The organism is Caballeronia insecticola, from assembly GCF_000402035.1.
GTDB classification, from domain to species: Bacteria; Pseudomonadota; Gammaproteobacteria; order Burkholderiales; family Burkholderiaceae; genus Caballeronia; species Caballeronia insecticola.
Window position 1 is genome coordinate 1,822,834 of the sequence record NC_021287.1, and the last position, 18,596, is coordinate 1,841,429.

Consider the following 18,596-nt stretch of genomic DNA (forward strand, 5'->3'; position numbering starts at 1 on the left):
GCTCGTGGTTGGCTTGCCCGTTGAACGGACAGAACACGACCTCGGCGCGCGCCGCAGTGTGCCGAACAGCAACAACAAAATCGCGTGGCTCAATGCCGGAACACATAGCTTCGGCATCGAACTCATATCAACGCTCAATTATCGATAAGGCGCGTCCGCCGCCTTCGACGCGGCGATTTCATTCTCGTAGCGATCGCCCACCGCAAGCAGCATGTCCTTCGTGAAATACAGATCGCCGCGCTTTTCGCCGTGATATTCGAGGATGTGCGTCTCGACGATCGAATCGACCGGGCAGCTTTCTTCGCAAAAACCGCAGAAGATGCACTTGGTCAGGTCGATGTCGTAGCGCGTCGTACGGCGGGTGTTGTCCGCGCGCGTTTCGGATTCGATCGTGATCGCCATCGCCGGGCACACTGCTTCGCAGAGCTTGCAGGCAATGCACCGCTCTTCGCCGTTCTCATAGCGGCGCAGTGCGTGCAGGCCGCGGAAGCGCGGCGAGATCGGCGTCTTTTCTTCCGGGAACTGCACCGTGATCTTGCGCTGGAACGTGTAACGGCCCGTCAGCGCGAGACCCTTCAGCAACTCGGTCAGGAAGAAGGTCTTAAAGAAGTTCTGAATTGCGTTCATGATGATTTGTCCGCTCGAGTCCCATTACTTCCAGATGTTGAGCGGCGACATGATCCAGAAGCCGACCACGACGACCCAGACCACCGACACCGGCAGGAACACCTTCCAGCCAAGGCGCATGATCTGGTCGTAGCGGTAACGCGGGAAAGTCGCGCGCGCCCAGATAAAGACCGACAGCAGCAGGAAAACCTTGAAAACGAACCAGAATACGCCCGGAATGAAAGACAGGAAGCCGAAGGGTGCATCCCAGCCGCCGAGGAACAGCGTCGTCGCGATCGCGGAGATCACGATCATGTTGATGTACTCGGCGAGGAAGAACAGCGCGAACGCCATGCCCGAGTAGTCGATCATGTGGCCCGCGACGATTTCCGATTCGCCCTCGACCACGTCGAACGGGTGACGGTTCGTTTCCGCGATGCCCGAGATGAAGTACACGACGAACATCGGCAGGAGCGGCAGCCAGTTCCATGACAGAAAGTTGATGCCCCAGCCCGCGAACATGCCGCGCTGCTGCGACACCACGATATCCGACATGTTCAGCGTGCCCGCGACCATCAGCACGACGACCAGCGCGAAGCCCATCGAGATTTCGTAGGACACCATCTGCGCGGCTGCGCGCATCGCGCCGAGGAACGCATACTTGGAGTTCGACGCCCAGCCCGCGAGAATCACGCCGTACACGCCGATAGACGAAATGGCCATGGCGTACAGGAGACCCGCGTTGATATCGCCGAGCACCGCCTTTGCCTGAAACGGAATGACTGCCCAGACCGCGAACGCCGGCACCACGGTCATGATCGGCGCGATCATGTAGATCCACTTGCTCGCCTGCGTCGGCTGAATGACTTCCTTGAGCAGAAGCTTCAGCACGTCCGCGATCGGCTGCAAGAGACCCGCGGGACCGACGCGATTCGGCCCGAGACGCACGTGCATCCAGCCGATGAGCTTGCGTTCCCAGAGAATCAGGTAGGCCACGCACAGCAGGATCACCACCGCGACCACCACTATGCGCACCAGCGCCCACACGGTCGGCCATGCGACGCCCAGAAGCTGCGTGCCGCCTGCGTTGATCGTATCGAACAAGCCCATTTTTACGCCTTCTCCACTACCAGTTCACCGAACAGGCCGCCGAGCGCGGCGCCAGCCATCGTGCCCGCCGACACGCGGACCACCGATTCCGCGAGATTCGCATCGCGGACCGCGGGCAACGTCACCGACAGATTGCCTTGACGGATACGTACTGCTTCGCCGTCCTTCAGGCCGAGCTTGTCGAACAGCGCGGTCGGGAGGCCTGCCACGTTCGCATCGCGTGCGGCCGCCGTCAGATGCAGCGACGGCGCGCGGCGCACGAGCGCATCGGCGTGATAGATCGGCACATCGGCGAGACGCTGCAGGCCGCTGCCGTTCAGCATGACCTTCGATGCAGCGCGCGTGGCCTGCACCGTCGTCTTGTTCGACAGACGCGCCGTCAGATCGCCCGTACCGAGTGCGGCGACGCGCACTTCTTCGGCCGTGTCGAATTCGAAGCCCGGAAGACCCAGGATCGTGCCCAGCACGCGCAGCACCTTCCAGCCCGGACGCGTATCGCCCAGCGCGCGCACCACGCCGTTGAACGACTGCGCCGTGCCTTCCGCGTTGACGAACGTGCCCGACGTTTCCGTGAACGGCGCGATCGGCAGCAGCACGTCCGCGTAGTCCATGCCGTGCTTGAACGGCGACATCACGACGACCATTTCCGCGGCCTTCAATGCGGCGATGGCCTGCGCCGGGTTGGCCGTATCGAAATCCGGCTCGGCGTTGACGAGCACATAACCCTTGCGCGGCTGCTCGAACACTTCACGCGCGTTGAGGCCGCCCTCGCCCGGCAAGGCATCGACGAGATACGCGCCGACCGAATTCGCGCCTTCCGTGAGGAAGCCGAGCGTGGCGCCGGTATTGTCGGCGATCCATTGCGCCGCCGCCTGGATCTGCGCGAAGTCCGGATGCTGGACCGCGAGATTGCCGAGCAGCACGACGCGCTTTTCGCCCGCCGACAGCGAAGCCGCGACGTCCTTCGCGGCCGCCGACACTTCGCGGCCCGCGAATGCGTCCGGCAGCGCGGCGCCGCGCGCTTCCGATACCGCCGCCGCAATGCCCGCGAGCTGATCGAGCCACGCCGAGGGCGCGGCGACCAGACGATGCGCGGTCGGGATCAGCGAGTCGTCGTTGCTGGCGTTGAGGAAGGTGACCTTCGCGCCGTTCTTCGCCGCCTGACGCAGACGCGCGGCAAACAGCGGATGATCGCGACGCAGGAACGAGCCGATCACGAACGCGGTGTCGATCATCGACAGATCTGCGATCTTCGAGCCGAGCCACGGCGCACCGGCGCCGACCGGCGCGGAGAAATCAGTCTGACGCAGACGGAAATCGACGTTCGGCGTGCCGACGCCTTCCGCCAGCGCCTTCAGCAGATGCAGTTCTTCCACCGTGGTATGGGGCGTGGCGAGCGCGGCAATGGCGTTCGCGCCATGATCCGCCTTGATGCCCTTCAGGCCCTTCGCCACGTATTCGAGCGCGCTTTGCCAGTCGGTCTCGATCCACTTGCCGCCTTGCTTGAGCATCGGCGTGGTGAGACGCTCGTCGCTGTTCAGGCCTTCGTACGAGAAGCGGTCCTTGTCGGAGATCCAGCATTCGTTGATGGCTTCGTTCTCCATCGGCAGAACGCGCATCACGCGATTGTTCTTTACCTGCACGACGAGATTCGCGCCGACGGAATCGTGCGGACTCACCGACTTGCGGCGCGACAGTTCCCACGTACGCGCGCTGTAGCGGAACGGCTTGCTCGTCAGGGCGCCGACCGGGCACAGGTCGATCATGTTGCCCGACAGTTCCGAATCCACCGTCTTGCCGACGAACGACGTGATTTCCGAATGCTCGCCACGGCCCAGCATGCCGAGTTCCATCACGCCGGCGACTTCCTGGCCGAAGCGCACGCAGCGCGTGCAATGGATGCAGCGCGACATCTCTTCCATCGAGATGAGCGGGCCCACGTTCTTGTGGAACACGACGCGCTTTTCTTCGTTATAGCGCGACTGCGACTTTCCGTAGCCGACGGCCAGATCCTGCAACTGGCACTCGCCGCCCTGATCGCAGATCGGGCAATCGAGCGGGTGATTGATCAGCAGGAATTCCATCACCGACTGCTGCGCCTTCACGGCCTTGTCGGAGGTGGTACGCACGATCATGCCGGCGGATACCGGCGTCGCGCACGCGGGGACGGCCTTCGGCATCTTCTCGACTTCGACGAGGCACATCCGGCAGTTCGCCGCGATCGACAGCTTCTTGTGATAGCAGAAGTGAGGAATGTACGTATCGACCTTATGCGCAGCCTGGATCACCATGCTGCCTTCGGGCACCTCGACCGTCTTGCCGTCAATTTCTAGTTCAACCATGATGGGGAATGGTCCTCAACCTCTTATCTCGCGCATCTGACTGCGCGCCTGATTACGCGGTAAGCGCTTCGGACGGCGCATGATGCGCGTGCCCGCCGACGAGACAGTGCTTGTGCTCGACGTGATACTCGAATTCGTCCCAGAAGTGCTTGAGCATGCCGCGCACGGGCATTGCCGCTGCATCGCCCAGCGCGCAGATCGTGCGGCCCATGATGTTCTCGGCGACCGAGTTCAGCAGGTCCAGATCTTCCTTGCGCCCGAGACCATGCTCGATACGATGCACCACGCGATACAGCCAGCCCGTACCTTCGCGGCACGGCGTGCACTGGCCGCACGACTCTTCGTAATAGAAGTACGACAGACGCAGCAGCGAGCGCACCATGCAGCGCGTTTCGTTCATCACGATGACCGCGCCCGAGCCGAGCATGGAGCCGGCCTTCGCGATCGAATCGTAGTCCATGTCGGTGGCGAGCATCATCTCGCCCGGCACGACCGGCGCTGACGAGCCGCCCGGAATCACCGCCTTGACCGACTTGCCGCGCACGCCGCCTGCCAGTTCCATCAGCGTCGAGAACGGCGTGCCGAGCGGAACTTCATAGTTGCCCGGACGATTGACGTCGCCCGACACCGAGAAAATCTTCGTGCCGCCGTTGTTCGGCTTGCCGAGTTCGAGATAATTCTGCGGCCCGATTTCCAGCAGGAACGGCACCGCCGCGAACGTCTCGGTATTGTTGATGGTGGTCGGCTTGCCATACACGCCGAAGCTCGCCGGGAACGGCGGCTTGAAGCGCGGCTGGCCCTTCTTGCCTTCGAGCGATTCGAGCAACGCGGTTTCTTCACCGCAGATGTACGCGCCGTAGCCATGATGCGCGTAAAGCTCGAACGAGAAGCCGGAGCCCAAGATGTTCGCGCCGAGATAACCGGCCGCGCGCGCTTCTTCGAGCGCCGCTTCGAACACGCGATAGACCTCGAAAATCTCGCCGTGGATATAGTTGTAGCCCACGGTAATGCCCATCGCATACGCACCGATGGCCATGCCTTCGATCAGCGAATGCGGGTTCCAGCGCAGGATGTCGCGGTCCTTGAATGTGCCCGGTTCGCCCTCGTCCGAATTGCAGACGAGATACTTCTGCCCCGGAAACTGACGCGGCATGAAGCTCCATTTGAGGCCGGTCGGAAAGCCCGCGCCGCCACGGCCGCGCAGACCGGACGCCTTCACGTCCGCGATCACCTGCTCGGGCGGAATCTTTTCTTCCAGAATGCGGCGCAGTTGCTTGTAGCCGCCGCGCGCAACGTAATCTTCGAGATGCCAGTTCTCGCCGTTCAGACCGGCAAGGATCAGTGGCTTGATGTGACGATCGTGGAGTGACGTCATTTCGAAAGTTCCTCGATCAGCTGGTCGATCTTCTGACGGCTCATGAAGCTGCACATGCGATGGTTGTTCACGAGCAGAACCGGTGCGTCGCCGCATGCGCCGAAGCACTCGCCTTCCTTCAGCGTGAACTTGCCGTCCGCCGTGGTTTCGCCGAAATCGATTCCAAGCTTTTGCCTGAGATAGTCGGCGGCGCTTTCAGACCCGCCGTCCGGACCGAGTTGGCAAGGCAGATTCGTGCAGAGCGTGATCTTGTGCTTACCGACCGGCTTCAGTTCGTACATCGTGTAGAACGTCGCGACTTCCTGCACGGCGACCGGCGGCATGCTCAGATAGTTCGCGACGAACTGCATGAGTTCGGGCGACAGCCATCCATGCTCTTCCTGAGCGACAGCCAGCGCGGCCATCACGGCCGACTGCTTTTGCTCGGCGGGATATTTCGCCACCGCGCGATCGATTTCTTTCAGGCCTTCAGCTGAGATCATTTTGAGACACGACTCTTTCAATTCCTACCGAACGAAAACCTGCCGCGCTTTTCGTTGCGGCAGACCTGGCGTCCTGCGGTTTCCTGTTAGTGCTTCTGCGCTTTCCTGCACGGCGCTCAAGATGAACACGACGTGCAGGCGGGCTGAATGAGATCAGCGATCGATCTCGCCGAACACGATGTCTTGCGTACCGATGATCGTCACGGCGTCGGCGATCATGTGGCCGCGCGCCATTTCGTCGAGTGCTGCGAGGTGCGCATAACCCGGCGCACGAATTTTCAGGCGATACGGCTTGTTGGCGCCATCCGAGATCAGATAGATGCCGAACTCGCCCTTCGGATGCTCGACCGCCGCGTACGTCTCGCCTTCCGGCACGTGGAAGCCTTCGGTGAAGAGCTTGAAATGGTGAATCAGCTCTTCCATGTTGCTCTTCATGCCGACGCGCGACGGCGGCGCAACCTTGTGATTATCGACCATCACAGGGCCGGGATTCTTGCGCAACCACGCAATGCATTGTTTGGCGATGCGCGTGGACTGGCGCATTTCTTCGACACGCACCAGATAGCGGTCGTAGCAGTCGCCGTTCACGCCGACAGGAATGTCGAAGTCGAGCTGGTCGTACACTTCGTACGGCTGCTTCTTGCGCAGATCCCACTCGATACCCGAGCCGCGCAGCATCGCACCGGAAAGACCCATCTGCAGCGCGCGCTCCGGACTCACCACGCCGATGCCCACGAGACGCTGCTTCCAGATGCGGTTGTCGGTGAGCAGCGTTTCGTACTCGTCGACACAATTCGGAAAGCGATTGAAGAAGTCTTCGATGAAGTCGAGCAGCGAACCCTGACGGTTCTCGTTCATCCTGTCGAGCGCCTTCGCGTTGCGGATCTTCGACGCCTTGTACTGCGGCATCGCGTCCGGCAGATCGCGATACACGCCGCCCGGACGGTAGTACGCCGCGTGCATACGCGCGCCCGACACCGCCTCGTAGACGTCCATCAGATCTTCGCGCTCACGGAACGCGTAAAGGAAGACCGCCATGGCGCCGACGTCGAGCGCGTGCGAGCCGATCCACATCAGGTGGTTCAGCACGCGCGTGATTTCGTCGAACAGCACGCGAATGTACTTCGCGCGAATGGGCACGTCGATGCCGAGCAGCTTTTCGATGGCCATCACGTAGCCGTGCTCGTTGACCATCATCGACACGTAGTCGAGACGGTCCATATACGGTACGGACTGAATGAAGGTCTTGGTTTCGGCCAGCTTTTCGGTCGCGCGGTGCAGCAGACCGATGTGCGGATCGGCGCGCTGAATCACTTCGCCGTCGAGTTCGAGCACGAGGCGCAACACGCCGTGCGCTGCCGGGTGCTGCGGGCCAAAGTTGAGCGTGTAGTTCTTGATCTCTGCCATGGCGTTCTCTTAATGTTTCAGACCGCCATAGCGATCTTCGCGAATCACGCGCGGCGTGATTTCGCGCGGCTCGATCGTCACAGGCTGATACACGACGCGCTTCTCTTCCGGGTCGTACCGCATTTCGACGTAACCGGAGATCGGGAAGTCCTTGCGGAACGGATGGCCGATGAAACCATAGTCCGTGAGAATGCGGCGCAGGTCGGGATGGCCTTCGAAGACGATGCCGTAGAGGTCGAACGCTTCGCGCTCGTACCAGTTCGCCGACGTCCAGATGTCGACCAGCGACGGCACGATGGGCACTTCGTCGTCCGGAGCGAATACGCGCACGCGCAGACGCCAGTTGTTCGCGATCGAAAGAAGATGCGTGACGGCCGCGAAACGCGGGCCGTCGTAGGCGCCGTCGCCGTAGGTCGAATAGTCGACGCCGGCTACGTCCATGAGCTGCTCGAAGCGCAGCGACGGATCATCGCGCAGCTGCTTGCAGACTTCCAGATAGTTCGCCGCCTTGACGACGACCGTCACTTGCCCCAGCGATTCCGTAACGCTCTGGAGACGGCCGCCAAACGCCGTCTCGAGGTTCGCTTTAAGGGTCTCGAGTTTGCTTGCCATAGTTGGGGAGACTCAGTTGGGAGACCCAGGCCCTTACTGACGGGCGATGGTGTTGGTGCGGCGAATCTTCGCCTGCAACTGGATCACGCCGTAGACCAGGGCTTCGGCGGTCGGAGGACAACCGGGGACATAGACGTCGACCGGCACGATCCGATCGCAACCACGCACGACGGAATACGAATAGTGGTAGTAGCCGCCGCCGTTCGCGCACGAGCCCATGGAGATGACCCAACGCGGTTCGGCCATCTGGTCGTACACCTTACGAAGCGCGGGCGCCATCTTGTTGCACAGCGTGCCGGCGACGATCATGACGTCGGACTGACGCGGGCTCGGCCGGAACACCACGCCAAAACGGTCGAGGTCATAGCGGGCAGCGCCCGCATGCATCATCTCAACCGCACAGCACGCAAGACCGAACGTCATCGGCCACAGGGAGCCGGTGCGCGTCCAGTTGATCAGCTTGTCAGCCGTGGTGGTGACAAAGCCTTCCTTCAAGACCCCTTCGATACTCATTATTTTCCACTCCAGATGGGCAGCCAGCCAAAGCCACCCATGAATCCGGTGATCTAACTGTCATTCCCAGTCCAGGCCGCCCTTTCTCCAGATGTAGGCGAAACCAAGCAGGAATTCGAGCAGAAATATCATCATCGCCATGAAGCCAGGCCAGCCGATATCGCGCAGGGACACACCCCACGGAAACAGGAACGCCGTTTCAAGGTCGAAAATGATGAAAAGAATCGCGACGAGATAGTAACGCACATCGAACTTCATACGCGCGTCTTCGAAGGCTTCGAAGCCGCACTCGTAGGGTGCGTTCTTTTCGGTGTCGGGTCTGTTGGGACCGAGGATCTTGCCGATACTGACCAGCGCTATACCTAAACCAAGGCCCACCACGAGAAACAAGAAGACGGGGTAATAGGGTGCGAGGTTCAAGGCTATCCTCAGATCGGTAGATGTGGTCTGTATTGATTGGAGCGCTTCGGCCGGGACGAACCACCCGGCAGGAGATTCACTTGGGACCGCTCACGATATCAGCACACTGTGACAACCACTTTTTTGCGGCGACACTGCTGCAAAAACGTAAAGGGTACTCCAGAAGTGACAATGCCAGCCGAAGCGATGCATGCGGCTGGCATTGGATAACTTTGGTGCCGACGGCGAGACTCGAACTCGCACAGCTTTCGCCACTACCCCCTCAAGATAGCGTGTCTACCAATTTCACCACGTCGGCACTGTACTGCAATCCGGGAAAACTACTTCTTAATTGCCGCGAATCGCTTCAAGACTTGAATTATAACTGGGCGCTACGAATTGTTCAACGCACAAAATGCAGATTTCGCGAAAATTCATTCTGCCGTTACTTGGGCACGTCTGCGCCCGGCGCGGACGATGCCACCGGTGCCGAACCCGGTGCCGCAGCAGCCGATGCGCCCGCAGCCGGAGCCGATGCCGCGACCGGCGCATTGCCGAGGACGCCCGCCGAAACTTGCGGCCGGTAGCTTCCGAGGTAAGTCAGCGCCAGCGTCGTGATAAAGAAGACTGCGGCGAGAACCGCGGTCGTGCGCGAAAGAAAATTCGCCGAACCGGTGGCGCCGAACAGGCTGCCCGATGCGCCGCTGCCGAACGCCGCGCCCATGTCCGCGCCCTTGCCGTGCTGCAGGAGCACAAGTCCGATCACGCCCAGCGCCGACAACAACTGGACAACGATAATCAATGTCTTCAAATACAGCATTTCAACTCACCCGATTCTGATATTGCCGCGACACCCACGTGCCGCGATGTGCTCTGCCCGCCCGCCTTGCCCGCTCGCCGTTCAATGCAACTCGGTTTGCGCAGCCTGACAGATCGCCAGAAAATCCTTCGACTTCAGCGACGCGCCGCCAATCAGCCCGCCGTCGATGTCCCGTTGTGCGAACAATTCCTGCGCGTTCTCCGGCTTCACGCTGCCGCCATACAGGAGCGGCACGTTCGCCACGGCCGCGCCCTTCTCCTGCAGCTTGCGACGCAAAAACGCGTGAACGTCCTGCGCCTGCCCCGGCCGCGCGGTCTTGCCCGTGCCGATCGCCCAGACCGGTTCGTACGCAACCACGATACTCGCCGCCTGCTTTTCCGTCAGCACGAGCAGAACGGCCTCCAACTGCGTGCCGATGACCTGCTCGGTGGCGCCCGATTCGCGCTCCTCCAGCGTCTCCCCGACGCAGACGATGGGCGTGAGACCCGCTTCGATCGCACGCTGTGCTTTCGCCGCGACGAGTTCCGGACTCTCGCGATGATACGCGCGTCGCTCGGAATGTCCGACGATCGCGTAGGTCACGCCGAAATCCGCCGCCATTTCGGCCGCGACTTCTCCGGTGTAAGCGCCGGCCGGATGCGCCGACACGTCCTGAATGCCCCACCGCACGACCGAACCGCTCAAAAGCGCCTGCGATTGCGCGAGATACGGACACGGCACGCACACGCCGACACGCACACCGTTCTGCAAAGCCGATGCTCCTGCGGCGACTTCGGTCAGCAAGGTCGCGTTTTCGCTGATGCGACCGTGCATCTTCCAGTTGCCCACCACCAGTTTTGCTCGTTCTCTGGACATAAGTCTCGTCAGTCGGCGGCGGCTTGTCATGAGCCGCCCTGTTATTGGAGTAAATCGCTCACGAACTGCGAACTGCTTGCAAAACAGGCGATTTTACTGTGTTCCGACGAAACCGGTCAAACGGCCAAAAGCCACACCGCTCAGCCGGGGCCGCCGCCTCCCGCCCAAATCTGTCTACGTCTACGCCTGCTCCCGCCAGTCGAGCACGATCTTGCCTACGTGCGTGCTGCTCTCCATCAGCGTGTGCGCGGCGGCGGCGTCACGCGCGGGGAACACCTCGTGAATCACCGGTTTGATGCGGCCCGCCTCGATTTCCGGCCAGACGCGCTCCTTGAGCTTCGCCGCGAGCTTCGCCTTGAACGCGACGGGACGCGGACGCAGCGTCGAGCCCGTGATCACGAGCCGGCGACGCAACACGTCGTTCAGATTGATCTCAGCCTTCGCGCCGCCGAGCAGCGCGATCACGCAGATGCGCCCGCCGTCGGCGAGCGCTTTCAGTTCGCGTTGCAGATAATCGCCCGCGACCATGTCGAGAATCACGTCGACGCCACGGTCGTTCGTCAGCGACTTCACCACTTCGACGAAATCTTCCGTCTTGTAGTTGATCGCCCGCTCCGCGCCGAGCGCCTCGCACGCGCGGCATTTTTCATCGGTGCCGGCGGTGGCGAATACGCGAAAACCCAATGCGCGGGCAATCTGAATGGCCGTCACGCCGATGCCGCTCGATCCGCCCTGCACGAGCAGCGTCTCTTCGTCGCCGTTTTCGCCCGCGCCCAGTTGGCCGCGCTCGAACACGTTGCTCCATACCGTGAAGAACGTCTCCGGCAGCGAAGCGGCTTCCACGTCCGACAACCCCTTCGGCACCGGCAGGCATTGCTCCAGCGGCGCCACGGCGTATTCGGCGTAACCGCCGCCTGCGAGTAGCGCGCACACGCGATCGCCCTTCTTGAGCCCGAACGGATTGTGCTTCGGATCGAAATCGCCATCGACGATTTCACCCGCGACTTCCAGCCCCGGCAGATCCGACGCGCCCGGCGGCGGCGCATACGCCCCCTTGCGCTGGAACACGTCCGGACGGTTCACGCCCGAGGCGGCGACCTTGATCAGCACCTCGCATTTACCCGGCGCAGGCGTTGGCCGCTCGCCCAGTTTCAGGACTTCGGGTGCACCAAATTCAGTGATTTCGATGGCCTTCATATCCTCTCCCTGTCCCGAACAGCGTCAGTGTGGATTCGAACCGGATGGCACTGTGCGCGCCGCAGCGTTTCGCGCTTCACACTGCCATCGGGTCCCGTGGCGCATCGGACAATGCCTAGCGTCCGGTGCGTCATACAAGAAAACGGCCGGCTCGCATCCGCGGCCGGCCGTCTACACATTACCGCATTACTGCTGCGGGTGCGTGGGTTCCGTCTGCTGCGCGGCTTCGTTCAGAAGCGCCTTCGCCGACAGACGCACACGACCCTTTTCGTCCGTCTGGATGACCTTGACCTTCACGATCTGGCCTTCCTTCAGGTAGTCGTTGATGTCCTTCACGCGCTCGTTGACGATCTCCGAGATGTGCAGCAAACCGTCCTTGCCCGGCAGGATGTTGACGATCGCGCCGAAGTCGAGCAGCTTGAGCACCGGGCCTTCGTAGATCTGGCCCACTTCCACTTCCGCCGTGATGTTCTCGATGCGCTTCTTCGCCTCGGCCATGCCTTCGCTCGACGTGCTCGCGATGGTCACGACGCCGTCGTCCGAAATGTCGATGGTCGTGCCGGTTTCTTCCGTCAGCGCGCGAATCACCGAACCGCCCTTGCCGATCACGTCGCGGATTTTTTCCGGATTGATCTTGATGGTGATCATGCGCGGCGCGTAGTCCGACAGGTTCGTGTTCGTGTGCGGCACCGCAGCGGTCATCTTGCCGAGGATATGCATGCGGCCTTCCTTCGCCTGCGCGAGCGCGACCTGCATGATTTCCTTGGTGATGCCCTGGATCTTGATGTCCATCTGCAGCGCGGTCACGCCTTGCGCCGTGCCGGCCACCTTGAAGTCCATGTCGCCGAGGTGATCTTCGTCGCCGAGGATGTCGGTCAGAACCGCGAACTTGTTGCCTTCGAGGATCAGGCCCATCGCGATGCCGGCGACGTGCGCCTTCATCGGCACGCCGGCGTCCATCAGCGCGAGGCAGCCGCCGCACACCGATGCCATCGACGACGAACCGTTCGATTCCGTGATTTCCGACACGACGCGGATCGAGTAGCCGAATTCGTCGGCGCTCGGCAGGCACGCGGCCAGCGCGCGCTTGGCCAGACGCCCGTGACCGATTTCACGGCGCTTCGGCGAGCCGACGCGGCCCGTTTCGCCGGTCGCGAACGGCGGCATGTTGTAGTGAAGCATGAAGCGCTCGCGGTATTCGCCTTCGAGCGCGTCGATGTTCTGCTCGTCGCCCTTCGTGCCGAGCGTCGCCACGACCAGCGCCTGCGTCTCGCCGCGCGTGAACAGCGCGGAGCCGTGCGTGCGCGGCAACACGCCCGTGCGGATTTCGATCGGGCGCACGGTGCGCGTGTCACGGCCGTCGATACGCGGCTCGCCGTTCAGGATCTGCGAGCGGACGATCTTCGCTTCGATGTCGAACAGCACGTTGCCGACGGTTGCGGCATCTGCTGCCACGGTGCCGGACGCCGACGCGTCTTCTGCCAGCTTCGCCGAAGTCGCGGCGTAGATTTCCTTCAGCTTGGCCGAGCGCGCCTGCTTGTTGCGCAACTGGTAAGCCGCTTCGAGTTCCGGCTTGGCGATTTCGGTGACGCGCGAGATCAGCGTCTCGTTCTTCGCGGCCGGCTTCCAGTCCCATTCCGGCTTGCCGCCGTCGCGCACGAGTTCGTGGATCGCGTCGATGGCCGTTTGCATCTGCTCGTGGCCGAACACGACCGCGCCGAGCATGATTTCTTCGGACAGCTGTTGCGCTTCCGATTCCACCATCAGCACCGCGCGCTCCGTACCGGCGACCACGAGGTCCAGCGCCGATTCCTTCATCTGCGGACGCGTCGGGTTCAGCACGTATTCGTTGTTGATGTACGCAACGCGGGCCGCGCCGACCGGGCCGTTGAACGGCAGACCCGACACGGCGAGCGCCGCCGACGCGCCGATCAGCGCGGGAATGTCGGCGGGAACATCCGGGTTCAGCGACAGGACGTGAATCACGACCTGCACTTCGTTATAGAAGCCTTCCGGGAAGAGCGGACGCAGCGGACGGTCGATCAGGCGCGAAATCAGCGTTTCGCCTTCCGACGGACGGCCTTCGCGACGGAAGAAGCCGCCCGGAATCTTGCCGGCGGCGTAGGTCTTTTCGAGGTAATCGACGGTCAGCGGGAAGAAGTCCTGGCCCGGCTTGGCAGTCTTCGCGCCGACGACAGTAGCGAGCACGACGGTGTCTTCGACATCGACGATCACGGCGCCGCTTGCCTGACGAGCGATTTCACCCGTTTCGAGGCGGACGTTATGCTGTCCCCACTTAAATTCTTTGACGATTTTATTGAACATTGTGACTCCTTCTACGTTGCGCCGCGCCGTTCGGCGCTGGCGGGGTGTCCTGAGCCACGCGTAAGAGGTGTGTTATGCCATTCCAGCGCAACGCGCCCTGCGTGCCGCGCTGGAATGACACAAAGCTCTGCCGCGAGGCCGGACCGGTGACTCATCCGGTAAAGCCAGGAACTGCCGAAACCACTTGCTCAGATGCGCCGAGCGCCGAAAAGGCGATCGGGCACGACTTCACGGCCAGACCGTCCAAAAACAAAATGCCTGTATCAGCGGACTGACACAGGCACTTCGTTGGAACGCTGGTCGCTTGGCGCCAATTACTTGCGCAGACCCAGCTTTTCGATCAGCGAGCGATAACGATCTGCGTCCTTGCCCTTCAGGTAGTCGAGCAGCTTGCGACGGCGGCTCACCATGCGCAGCAGACCGCGGCGGCTGTGGTGATCCTTCGAGTGCGACTTGAAGTGGACGGTCAGTTCGTTGATGCGGCTCGTGAGCAGTGCAACTTGCACTTCGGGGGAGCCGGTGTCGTTGGTGCCGCGCGCGTATTCGGCGACGATGTCGGACTTCTTGATTTCTGCTACGGACATTTGCTTTTCCTTTGATACAGACAGGCGGTCACGGAAGAAAGGCCGTGCCGTGGGTTGCACATTTCAGGGTTCGTTTTCGGTGTGGCCGAGACGTCATGAAGCCGGACATCACGCACTACGCCAAAAGCGAAGCGCGAAGTATAGCACGGTTGCATGTCCCGACGAACCCCGGCCTCAGCTCTCCGCCTTTCCACTTCAGCGCGATGGGCGCGTCATCCTGCAGGTCGTCGGCTGGACGGTTTTGTCTGCGGGAACGGCGAGCAGCGTCCGGAAGCCGTAGCCGGAACCCTCGTTGTCGAACTTCACGCCCGGCGAGCCGGCTTTGTCCATTTCCATCACGTAAAGGGGCTGGATCAGTTGATGGTCGTCGGCGCGCATCGTCGACGGATGGAAGCCCTCGCCGTCGAATTTCATGCCTTCGAGCGCCCGCGCCACGACGAGCGGGTCGGCGCTGGCGGCGCGCGTCATCGCGGCGGCGAGCGTTTCGACCATCAGCGGCATGCGCGCGACCAGATAATCGTCGGAGGCGGCCGGATAGCGAGCGCGGAAATCGCGATAGTACGCGTCCGACGCCGCGCCGCCCGCGTTCGGATGCCAGTCCGCGACCGCGATCACGCGCTTCACGCCGGCATCGCCGAGCGCGGCCGGCGCGCCCAGACTGTTGCCGTAGAACGTATAGAACTTCGTGTCGAGCCCCTGCTCGCGCGCCGCTTTCACCAGCAGCGTGAGGTCGTTGCCCCAGTTGCCGGTGATCACGGCATCCGCCCCGCTCGCGCGAATCTTCGCAATATACGGCGCGAAATCCTTCACGCGGCCGATCGGATGGAACTCGTCGCCCGCGATCGCGATATCCGGCCGACGCTCCTTCAGCGCACGCTGCGCCTCGCGGCTCACGTCGTGGCCGAAGCTGTAATCCTGATTCAGCAGATAAACCTTTTGGACCGCGCGATCGTCCTTCAGCGCGTCGGCGAGCGCGTCCATGCGCATGCCGGCGTGGGCGTCGAAACGGAAGTGCCAGAAGCTGCATGCGTCGTTGGTGAGCGCGGGATCGTCGGCGGAATAGTTGAGGAACAGCACCCGCCGGTCGGGCTCGCGCGCGTTCTGCCGGTCGATTGCGCCGACGAGCGCCGCCGCCACCGCCGAACTGTTGCCCTGCATGACGAAGCCGATCTTCTCGTCGATCGCTGCGCGCAGTTGCACGAGCGTCGCCTCGCTGCTGCCTTTGCCGTCGAGCACGACGAGTTGCAGCGGATGCATGCCGTCGGCGAGCTTCACGCCGCCCCGCGCGTTCACGCGCTCGACGCCGAAGCGCAGATTGCGCTCGACCATCGCGCCGGCGTTCGCGAACGGGCCGGACATGCCTTCGATCAGCGCCAGTTTCACGGGCGGGAGATCGGCAGCGCCGGCGGTCACGGACCACGCCACGCACGCAAGCGCTGCGATGCGGAGCCAGCGCGCCGCGCGTCCGCCCGCACGTCCGACCGCACATACGCCCGCATGCATACCGATTGCTTGCTTCAACACGCTCGTCATGGGTTCGCGTCGCTTCGATGAAAGCGCGGATCATAGGCCGCCGGGCGTTTCCCATGCAAGTGCCGCATTAACGACAAGCGTGCCCGAATGACGCCGCAGTCCGGAGAATGTTTTGCCGCGCGCGCGTGTCAAAATCACAGGAAAGACAAAACGAGGAGCCTCCGATGCTGCACAGATTCAATCGCATGCGGACCGCGCTGGCGTGCGCGGGCGTCGTGTTGCTGCTGTCGGCGTGCGCGCAGCCGTGGCAGAACTATCAGACGGGCGCGGATGTATCGACGATCACCGCGCGATTAGGCCCGCCGCGCGAAGTCTATGATTTGCCCGACGGCGGCAAGCGCCTCATGTGGCCGACGCAGCCGCTCGGCGAATTCACCACCGCCGCGGACATCGACGCGTCCGGCCGGATCGCGAACGTCAGACAAGTGCTCGACGAGAACGAGTTGTACAAAGCGCAGATCGGCACGTGGACCAAAAAAGACGTGCTGGTGAACTTCGGCCGGCCGGTGGAAACGTCGTACTTTCCGCTGATGAAGCGCGAAGTCTGGACGTATCGCTACATGGAGGCGAACATCTGGTACCTGATGTACAACTTCTATTTCGACGATCAGGGCATTCTGCGCATGACGCAGAAGACGCCCGACCCGCTGCACGATCCCGACCGGCGCAATCTCTTCTGAAGATCGACGCGCGCCGCATCAAACAAAAAGCCCTCTCGCGAGGGCTTTTTGGTTCCAGGTCAAATCAAGCGCGAATCAAAGCTGCGGATTGAGCTTCTCCACCTTCGAGTGCAGCTTGTTCAACGCGGCGATATACGCCTTCGCCGATGCCGCGACGATATCCGGATCGGTGCCCACGCCATTCACGATGCGCCCGCTCTTCGACAGTCGCACCGTCACTTCACCCTGCGCCTGCGTGCCGGTCGTGATCGCGTTGACCGAATACAGCACGAGTTCCGCGCCGCTGTCGACCTTCGATTCGATCGCGTGCAGCGTCGCATCCACCGGACCGTTGCCGCGCGCCTCGCCGGTCACTTCGGCGCCTTCCACGGCGAACACGACCTTCGCTTGCGGCTGCTCGCCGGTTTCCGAATGCTGCTTCAGGGAGACGAAGCGGAAGTGTTCCTTCGCCTGCGCCTCGGCCGATTCCTCGGAGACGATCTGCATGATGTCTTCGTCGAAAATTTCGGCCTTGCGGTCGGCGAGTTCCTTGAAGCGCGCGAATGCGGCGTTCACGTCGGCTTCGGATTCGAGCGTCACACCGAGCTCTTCCAGACGCTGCTTGAACGCGTTACGGCCGGACAACTTGCCAAGCACGATCTTGTTCGCGGCCCAGCCCACGTCTTCCGCGCGCATGATTTCGTAGGTATCGCGCGCCTTCAGCACGCCGTCCTGGTGGATGCCCGACGCGTGCGCGAACGCATTCGCGCCGACGACCGCCTTGTTCGGCTGCACGACGAAGCCAGTGATCTGCGAGACGAGCTTCGACGTGGGGACGATCTGCGTCGTGTCGATGCCGACATCCAGCCCGAAGTAATCCTTGCGTGTCTTCACCGCCATCACGATTTCTTCGAGCGACGTGTTGCCCGCGCGCTCGCCGAGACCGTTGATCGTGCATTCGACCTGACGCGCGCCGCCGATCTGCACGCCCGCGAGCGAATTGGCGACCGCAAGACCGAGGTCGTCGTGGCAGTGAACCGACCAGATGGCTTTGTCGGCATTGGGTACGCGCTCGCGCAGCGTCTTGACGAGATTGCCGTAATGCTCCGGAATCCCGTAGCCGACCGTATCCGTGATGTTGATGGTGCGCGCGCCTTCTGCGATGACGCCTTCGAGCACGCGGCAGAGGAAATCGATATCCGAGCGGCTGCCGTCTTCCGGCGAGAACTCGACGTCATCCGTGAACTTGCGGGCGAAACGCACGGCCAGACGCGCCTGTTCGTACACCTGCTCCGGCGTCATGCGCAGCTTCTTCTCCATGTGCAGCGCCGACGTGGCGATGAACGTATGGATGCGGAACTGTTCCGCCGGCTTGAGCGCGTCGGCGGCGCGCTGGATGTCCTTGTCGTTCGCGCGGGCGAGTGAGCAGACCGTGCTGTCCTTGACCAGCGAGGCGATCGTGTGGATCGCGTCGAAATCGCCGTTCGAGCTGGCAGCGAAGCCCGCCTCGATCACGTCGACTTTCATGCGCTCCAGCTGCTTCGCGATGCGGATCTTTTCTTCCTTCGTCATCGATGCGCCGGGAGACTGCTCGCCGTCTCGCAAGGTCGTGTCGAAAATGATCAACTTGTCTGCTGCCATGTCGGGCTCCTGTGGGGAGATTTATCGATTGTTGGAGAGGTCGATGCCGAATGAACGCGAATGAACAATAAGGCAAAGGGAATTCGGGTGTTCGCGCCACCGCTGGCGTCGAAAACCTGACAGGACGAGCAGACGG

17 protein-coding genes and 1 tRNA gene are annotated in these 18,596 nt (G+C 62.2%); 1 reads left to right on the forward strand and 17 read right to left on the reverse strand.

The window, feature by feature from the left end:
- Positions 1-138: 138 nt before the first annotated feature.
- The 16 genes from nuoI to BRPE64_RS08465 form a co-directional block, all read right to left on the reverse strand.
- Positions 139-627, reverse strand: coding sequence for an NADH-quinone oxidoreductase subunit NuoI (gene nuoI, locus BRPE64_RS08390; RefSeq protein WP_016345650.1), 489 nt, complete (start codon positions 625-627; stop codon positions 139-141).
- A gap of 24 nt (positions 628-651) precedes the next feature.
- The gene (gene nuoH / locus BRPE64_RS08395; protein ID WP_016345651.1) at positions 652-1,716 is read right to left on the reverse strand and encodes an NADH-quinone oxidoreductase subunit NuoH; all 1,065 of its coding nucleotides are present in this window, start codon (positions 1,714-1,716) and stop codon (positions 652-654) included.
- Between the two features lie 2 nt (positions 1,717-1,718).
- On the reverse strand, positions 1,719-4,058 hold the full coding sequence (nuoG, locus tag BRPE64_RS08400) for an NADH-quinone oxidoreductase subunit NuoG (RefSeq protein ID WP_016345652.1): 2,340 nt from the start codon (positions 4,056-4,058) through the stop codon (positions 1,719-1,721).
- Between the two features lie 52 nt (positions 4,059-4,110).
- On the reverse strand, positions 4,111-5,433 hold the full coding sequence (gene nuoF, locus BRPE64_RS08405; protein WP_016345653.1) for an NADH-quinone oxidoreductase subunit NuoF: 1,323 nt from the start codon (positions 5,431-5,433) through the stop codon (positions 4,111-4,113).
- Entirely contained in the window at positions 5,430-5,915 is a 486-nt protein-coding gene (gene nuoE / locus BRPE64_RS08410) for an NADH-quinone oxidoreductase subunit NuoE (RefSeq protein ID WP_016345654.1), read from the reverse strand. Before nuoE ends, nuoF begins: the two co-directional genes overlap by 4 nt.
- Positions 5,916-6,068: 153 nt before the next feature.
- Positions 6,069-7,322 carry an NADH-quinone oxidoreductase subunit D gene (locus BRPE64_RS08415; RefSeq protein ID WP_016345655.1) on the reverse strand — a complete coding sequence of 418 codons (1,254 nt, stop codon included), beginning with the start codon at positions 7,320-7,322 and terminating at the stop codon, positions 6,069-6,071.
- A gap of 9 nt (positions 7,323-7,331) precedes the next feature.
- Positions 7,332-7,934, reverse strand: a complete 603-nt coding sequence (locus BRPE64_RS08420; RefSeq protein WP_044041400.1) for an NADH-quinone oxidoreductase subunit C — start codon at positions 7,932-7,934, stop codon at positions 7,332-7,334.
- 33 nt (positions 7,935-7,967) lie between these two features.
- The gene (locus BRPE64_RS08425; protein ID WP_006052903.1) at positions 7,968-8,447 is read right to left on the reverse strand and encodes a NuoB/complex I 20 kDa subunit family protein; all 480 of its coding nucleotides are present in this window, start codon (positions 8,445-8,447) and stop codon (positions 7,968-7,970) included.
- Positions 8,448-8,507: 60 nt separating this feature from the next.
- Positions 8,508-8,867, reverse strand: a complete 360-nt coding sequence (locus BRPE64_RS08430) for an NADH-quinone oxidoreductase subunit A (protein ID WP_044041401.1) — start codon at positions 8,865-8,867, stop codon at positions 8,508-8,510.
- A gap of 213 nt (positions 8,868-9,080) precedes the next feature.
- Positions 9,081-9,165, reverse strand: a tRNA-Leu gene (locus BRPE64_RS08435).
- A gap of 126 nt (positions 9,166-9,291) precedes the next feature.
- Positions 9,292-9,666: a preprotein translocase subunit SecG gene (secG, locus tag BRPE64_RS08440; protein WP_016345659.1), complete on the reverse strand. Its 375-nt coding sequence runs from the start codon at positions 9,664-9,666 to the stop codon at positions 9,292-9,294.
- 81 nt (positions 9,667-9,747) lie between these two features.
- Positions 9,748-10,521 carry a triose-phosphate isomerase gene (gene tpiA / locus BRPE64_RS08445; protein WP_044041402.1) on the reverse strand — a complete coding sequence of 258 codons (774 nt, stop codon included), beginning with the start codon at positions 10,519-10,521 and terminating at the stop codon, positions 9,748-9,750.
- Between the two features lie 180 nt (positions 10,522-10,701).
- Complete coding sequence (locus tag BRPE64_RS08450) at positions 10,702-11,718, reverse strand: NAD(P)H-quinone oxidoreductase (protein WP_016345661.1); 1,017 nt, start codon at positions 11,716-11,718, stop codon at positions 10,702-10,704.
- A gap of 186 nt (positions 11,719-11,904) precedes the next feature.
- The gene (gene pnp, locus BRPE64_RS08455) at positions 11,905-14,043 is read right to left on the reverse strand and encodes a polyribonucleotide nucleotidyltransferase (protein WP_016345662.1); all 2,139 of its coding nucleotides are present in this window, start codon (positions 14,041-14,043) and stop codon (positions 11,905-11,907) included.
- A gap of 314 nt (positions 14,044-14,357) precedes the next feature.
- Positions 14,358-14,627: a 30S ribosomal protein S15 gene (gene rpsO, locus BRPE64_RS08460; protein WP_014191766.1), complete on the reverse strand. Its 270-nt coding sequence runs from the start codon at positions 14,625-14,627 to the stop codon at positions 14,358-14,360.
- A 195-nt stretch (positions 14,628-14,822) separates the two neighbouring features.
- Positions 14,823-16,160 carry a branched-chain amino acid ABC transporter substrate-binding protein gene (locus tag BRPE64_RS08465; protein WP_016345664.1) on the reverse strand — a complete coding sequence of 446 codons (1,338 nt, stop codon included), beginning with the start codon at positions 16,158-16,160 and terminating at the stop codon, positions 14,823-14,825.
- Between the two features lie 164 nt (positions 16,161-16,324).
- On the opposite strand from BRPE64_RS08465, the gene BRPE64_RS08470 reads away from it, so the two are divergent.
- A complete protein-coding gene (locus tag BRPE64_RS08470; RefSeq protein ID WP_016345665.1) occupies positions 16,325-16,840 on the forward strand; it encodes a hypothetical protein in 516 nt (171 codons plus the stop codon).
- 75 nt (positions 16,841-16,915) lie between these two features.
- Here the strand turns inward: BRPE64_RS08470 and BRPE64_RS08475 are convergent, their stop codons facing one another.
- Positions 16,916-18,460, reverse strand: coding sequence for a 2-isopropylmalate synthase (locus tag BRPE64_RS08475; RefSeq protein WP_016345666.1), 1,545 nt, complete (start codon positions 18,458-18,460; stop codon positions 16,916-16,918).
- Positions 18,461-18,596 lie beyond the last annotated feature (136 nt).

Bases quoted from the DNA above. Each gene is read 5' to 3' on its own strand.
- nuoH (WP_016345651.1), bottom strand. From the start codon at position 1,716: ATGGGCTTGTTCGATACGATCAACGCAGGCGGCACGCAGCTTCTGGGC.
- nuoG (WP_016345652.1), bottom strand. From the start codon at position 4,058: ATGGTTGAACTAGAAATTGACGGCAAGACGGTCGAGGTGCCCGAAGGC.
- nuoE (WP_016345654.1), bottom strand. From the start codon at position 5,915: ATGATCTCAGCTGAAGGCCTGAAAGAAATCGATCGCGCGGTGGCGAAA.
- tpiA (WP_044041402.1), bottom strand. From the start codon at position 10,521: ATGTCCAGAGAACGAGCAAAACTGGTGGTGGGCAACTGGAAGATGCAC.
- nuoF (WP_016345653.1), bottom strand. From the start codon at position 5,433: ATGACGTCACTCCACGATCGTCACATCAAGCCACTGATCCTTGCCGGT.
- BRPE64_RS08450 (WP_016345661.1), bottom strand. From the start codon at position 11,718: ATGAAGGCCATCGAAATCACTGAATTTGGTGCACCCGAAGTCCTGAAA.
- BRPE64_RS08475 (WP_016345666.1), bottom strand. From the start codon at position 18,460: ATGGCAGCAGACAAGTTGATCATTTTCGACACGACCTTGCGAGACGGC.
- BRPE64_RS08420 (WP_044041400.1), bottom strand. From the start codon at position 7,934: ATGGCAAGCAAACTCGAGACCCTTAAAGCGAACCTCGAGACGGCGTTT.
- nuoI (WP_016345650.1), bottom strand. From the start codon at position 627: ATGAACGCAATTCAGAACTTCTTTAAGACCTTCTTCCTGACCGAGTTG.
- BRPE64_RS08465 (WP_016345664.1), bottom strand. From the start codon at position 16,160: ATGACGAGCGTGTTGAAGCAAGCAATCGGTATGCATGCGGGCGTATGT.
- BRPE64_RS08470 (WP_016345665.1), top strand. From the start codon at position 16,325: ATGCTGCACAGATTCAATCGCATGCGGACCGCGCTGGCGTGCGCGGGC.
- rpsO (WP_014191766.1), bottom strand. From the start codon at position 14,627: ATGTCCGTAGCAGAAATCAAGAAGTCCGACATCGTCGCCGAATACGCG.
- BRPE64_RS08415 (WP_016345655.1), bottom strand. From the start codon at position 7,322: ATGGCAGAGATCAAGAACTACACGCTCAACTTTGGCCCGCAGCACCCG.
- BRPE64_RS08425 (WP_006052903.1), bottom strand. From the start codon at position 8,447: ATGAGTATCGAAGGGGTCTTGAAGGAAGGCTTTGTCACCACCACGGCT.
- secG (WP_016345659.1), bottom strand. From the start codon at position 9,666: ATGCTGTATTTGAAGACATTGATTATCGTTGTCCAGTTGTTGTCGGCG.
- pnp (WP_016345662.1), bottom strand. From the start codon at position 14,043: ATGTTCAATAAAATCGTCAAAGAATTTAAGTGGGGACAGCATAACGTC.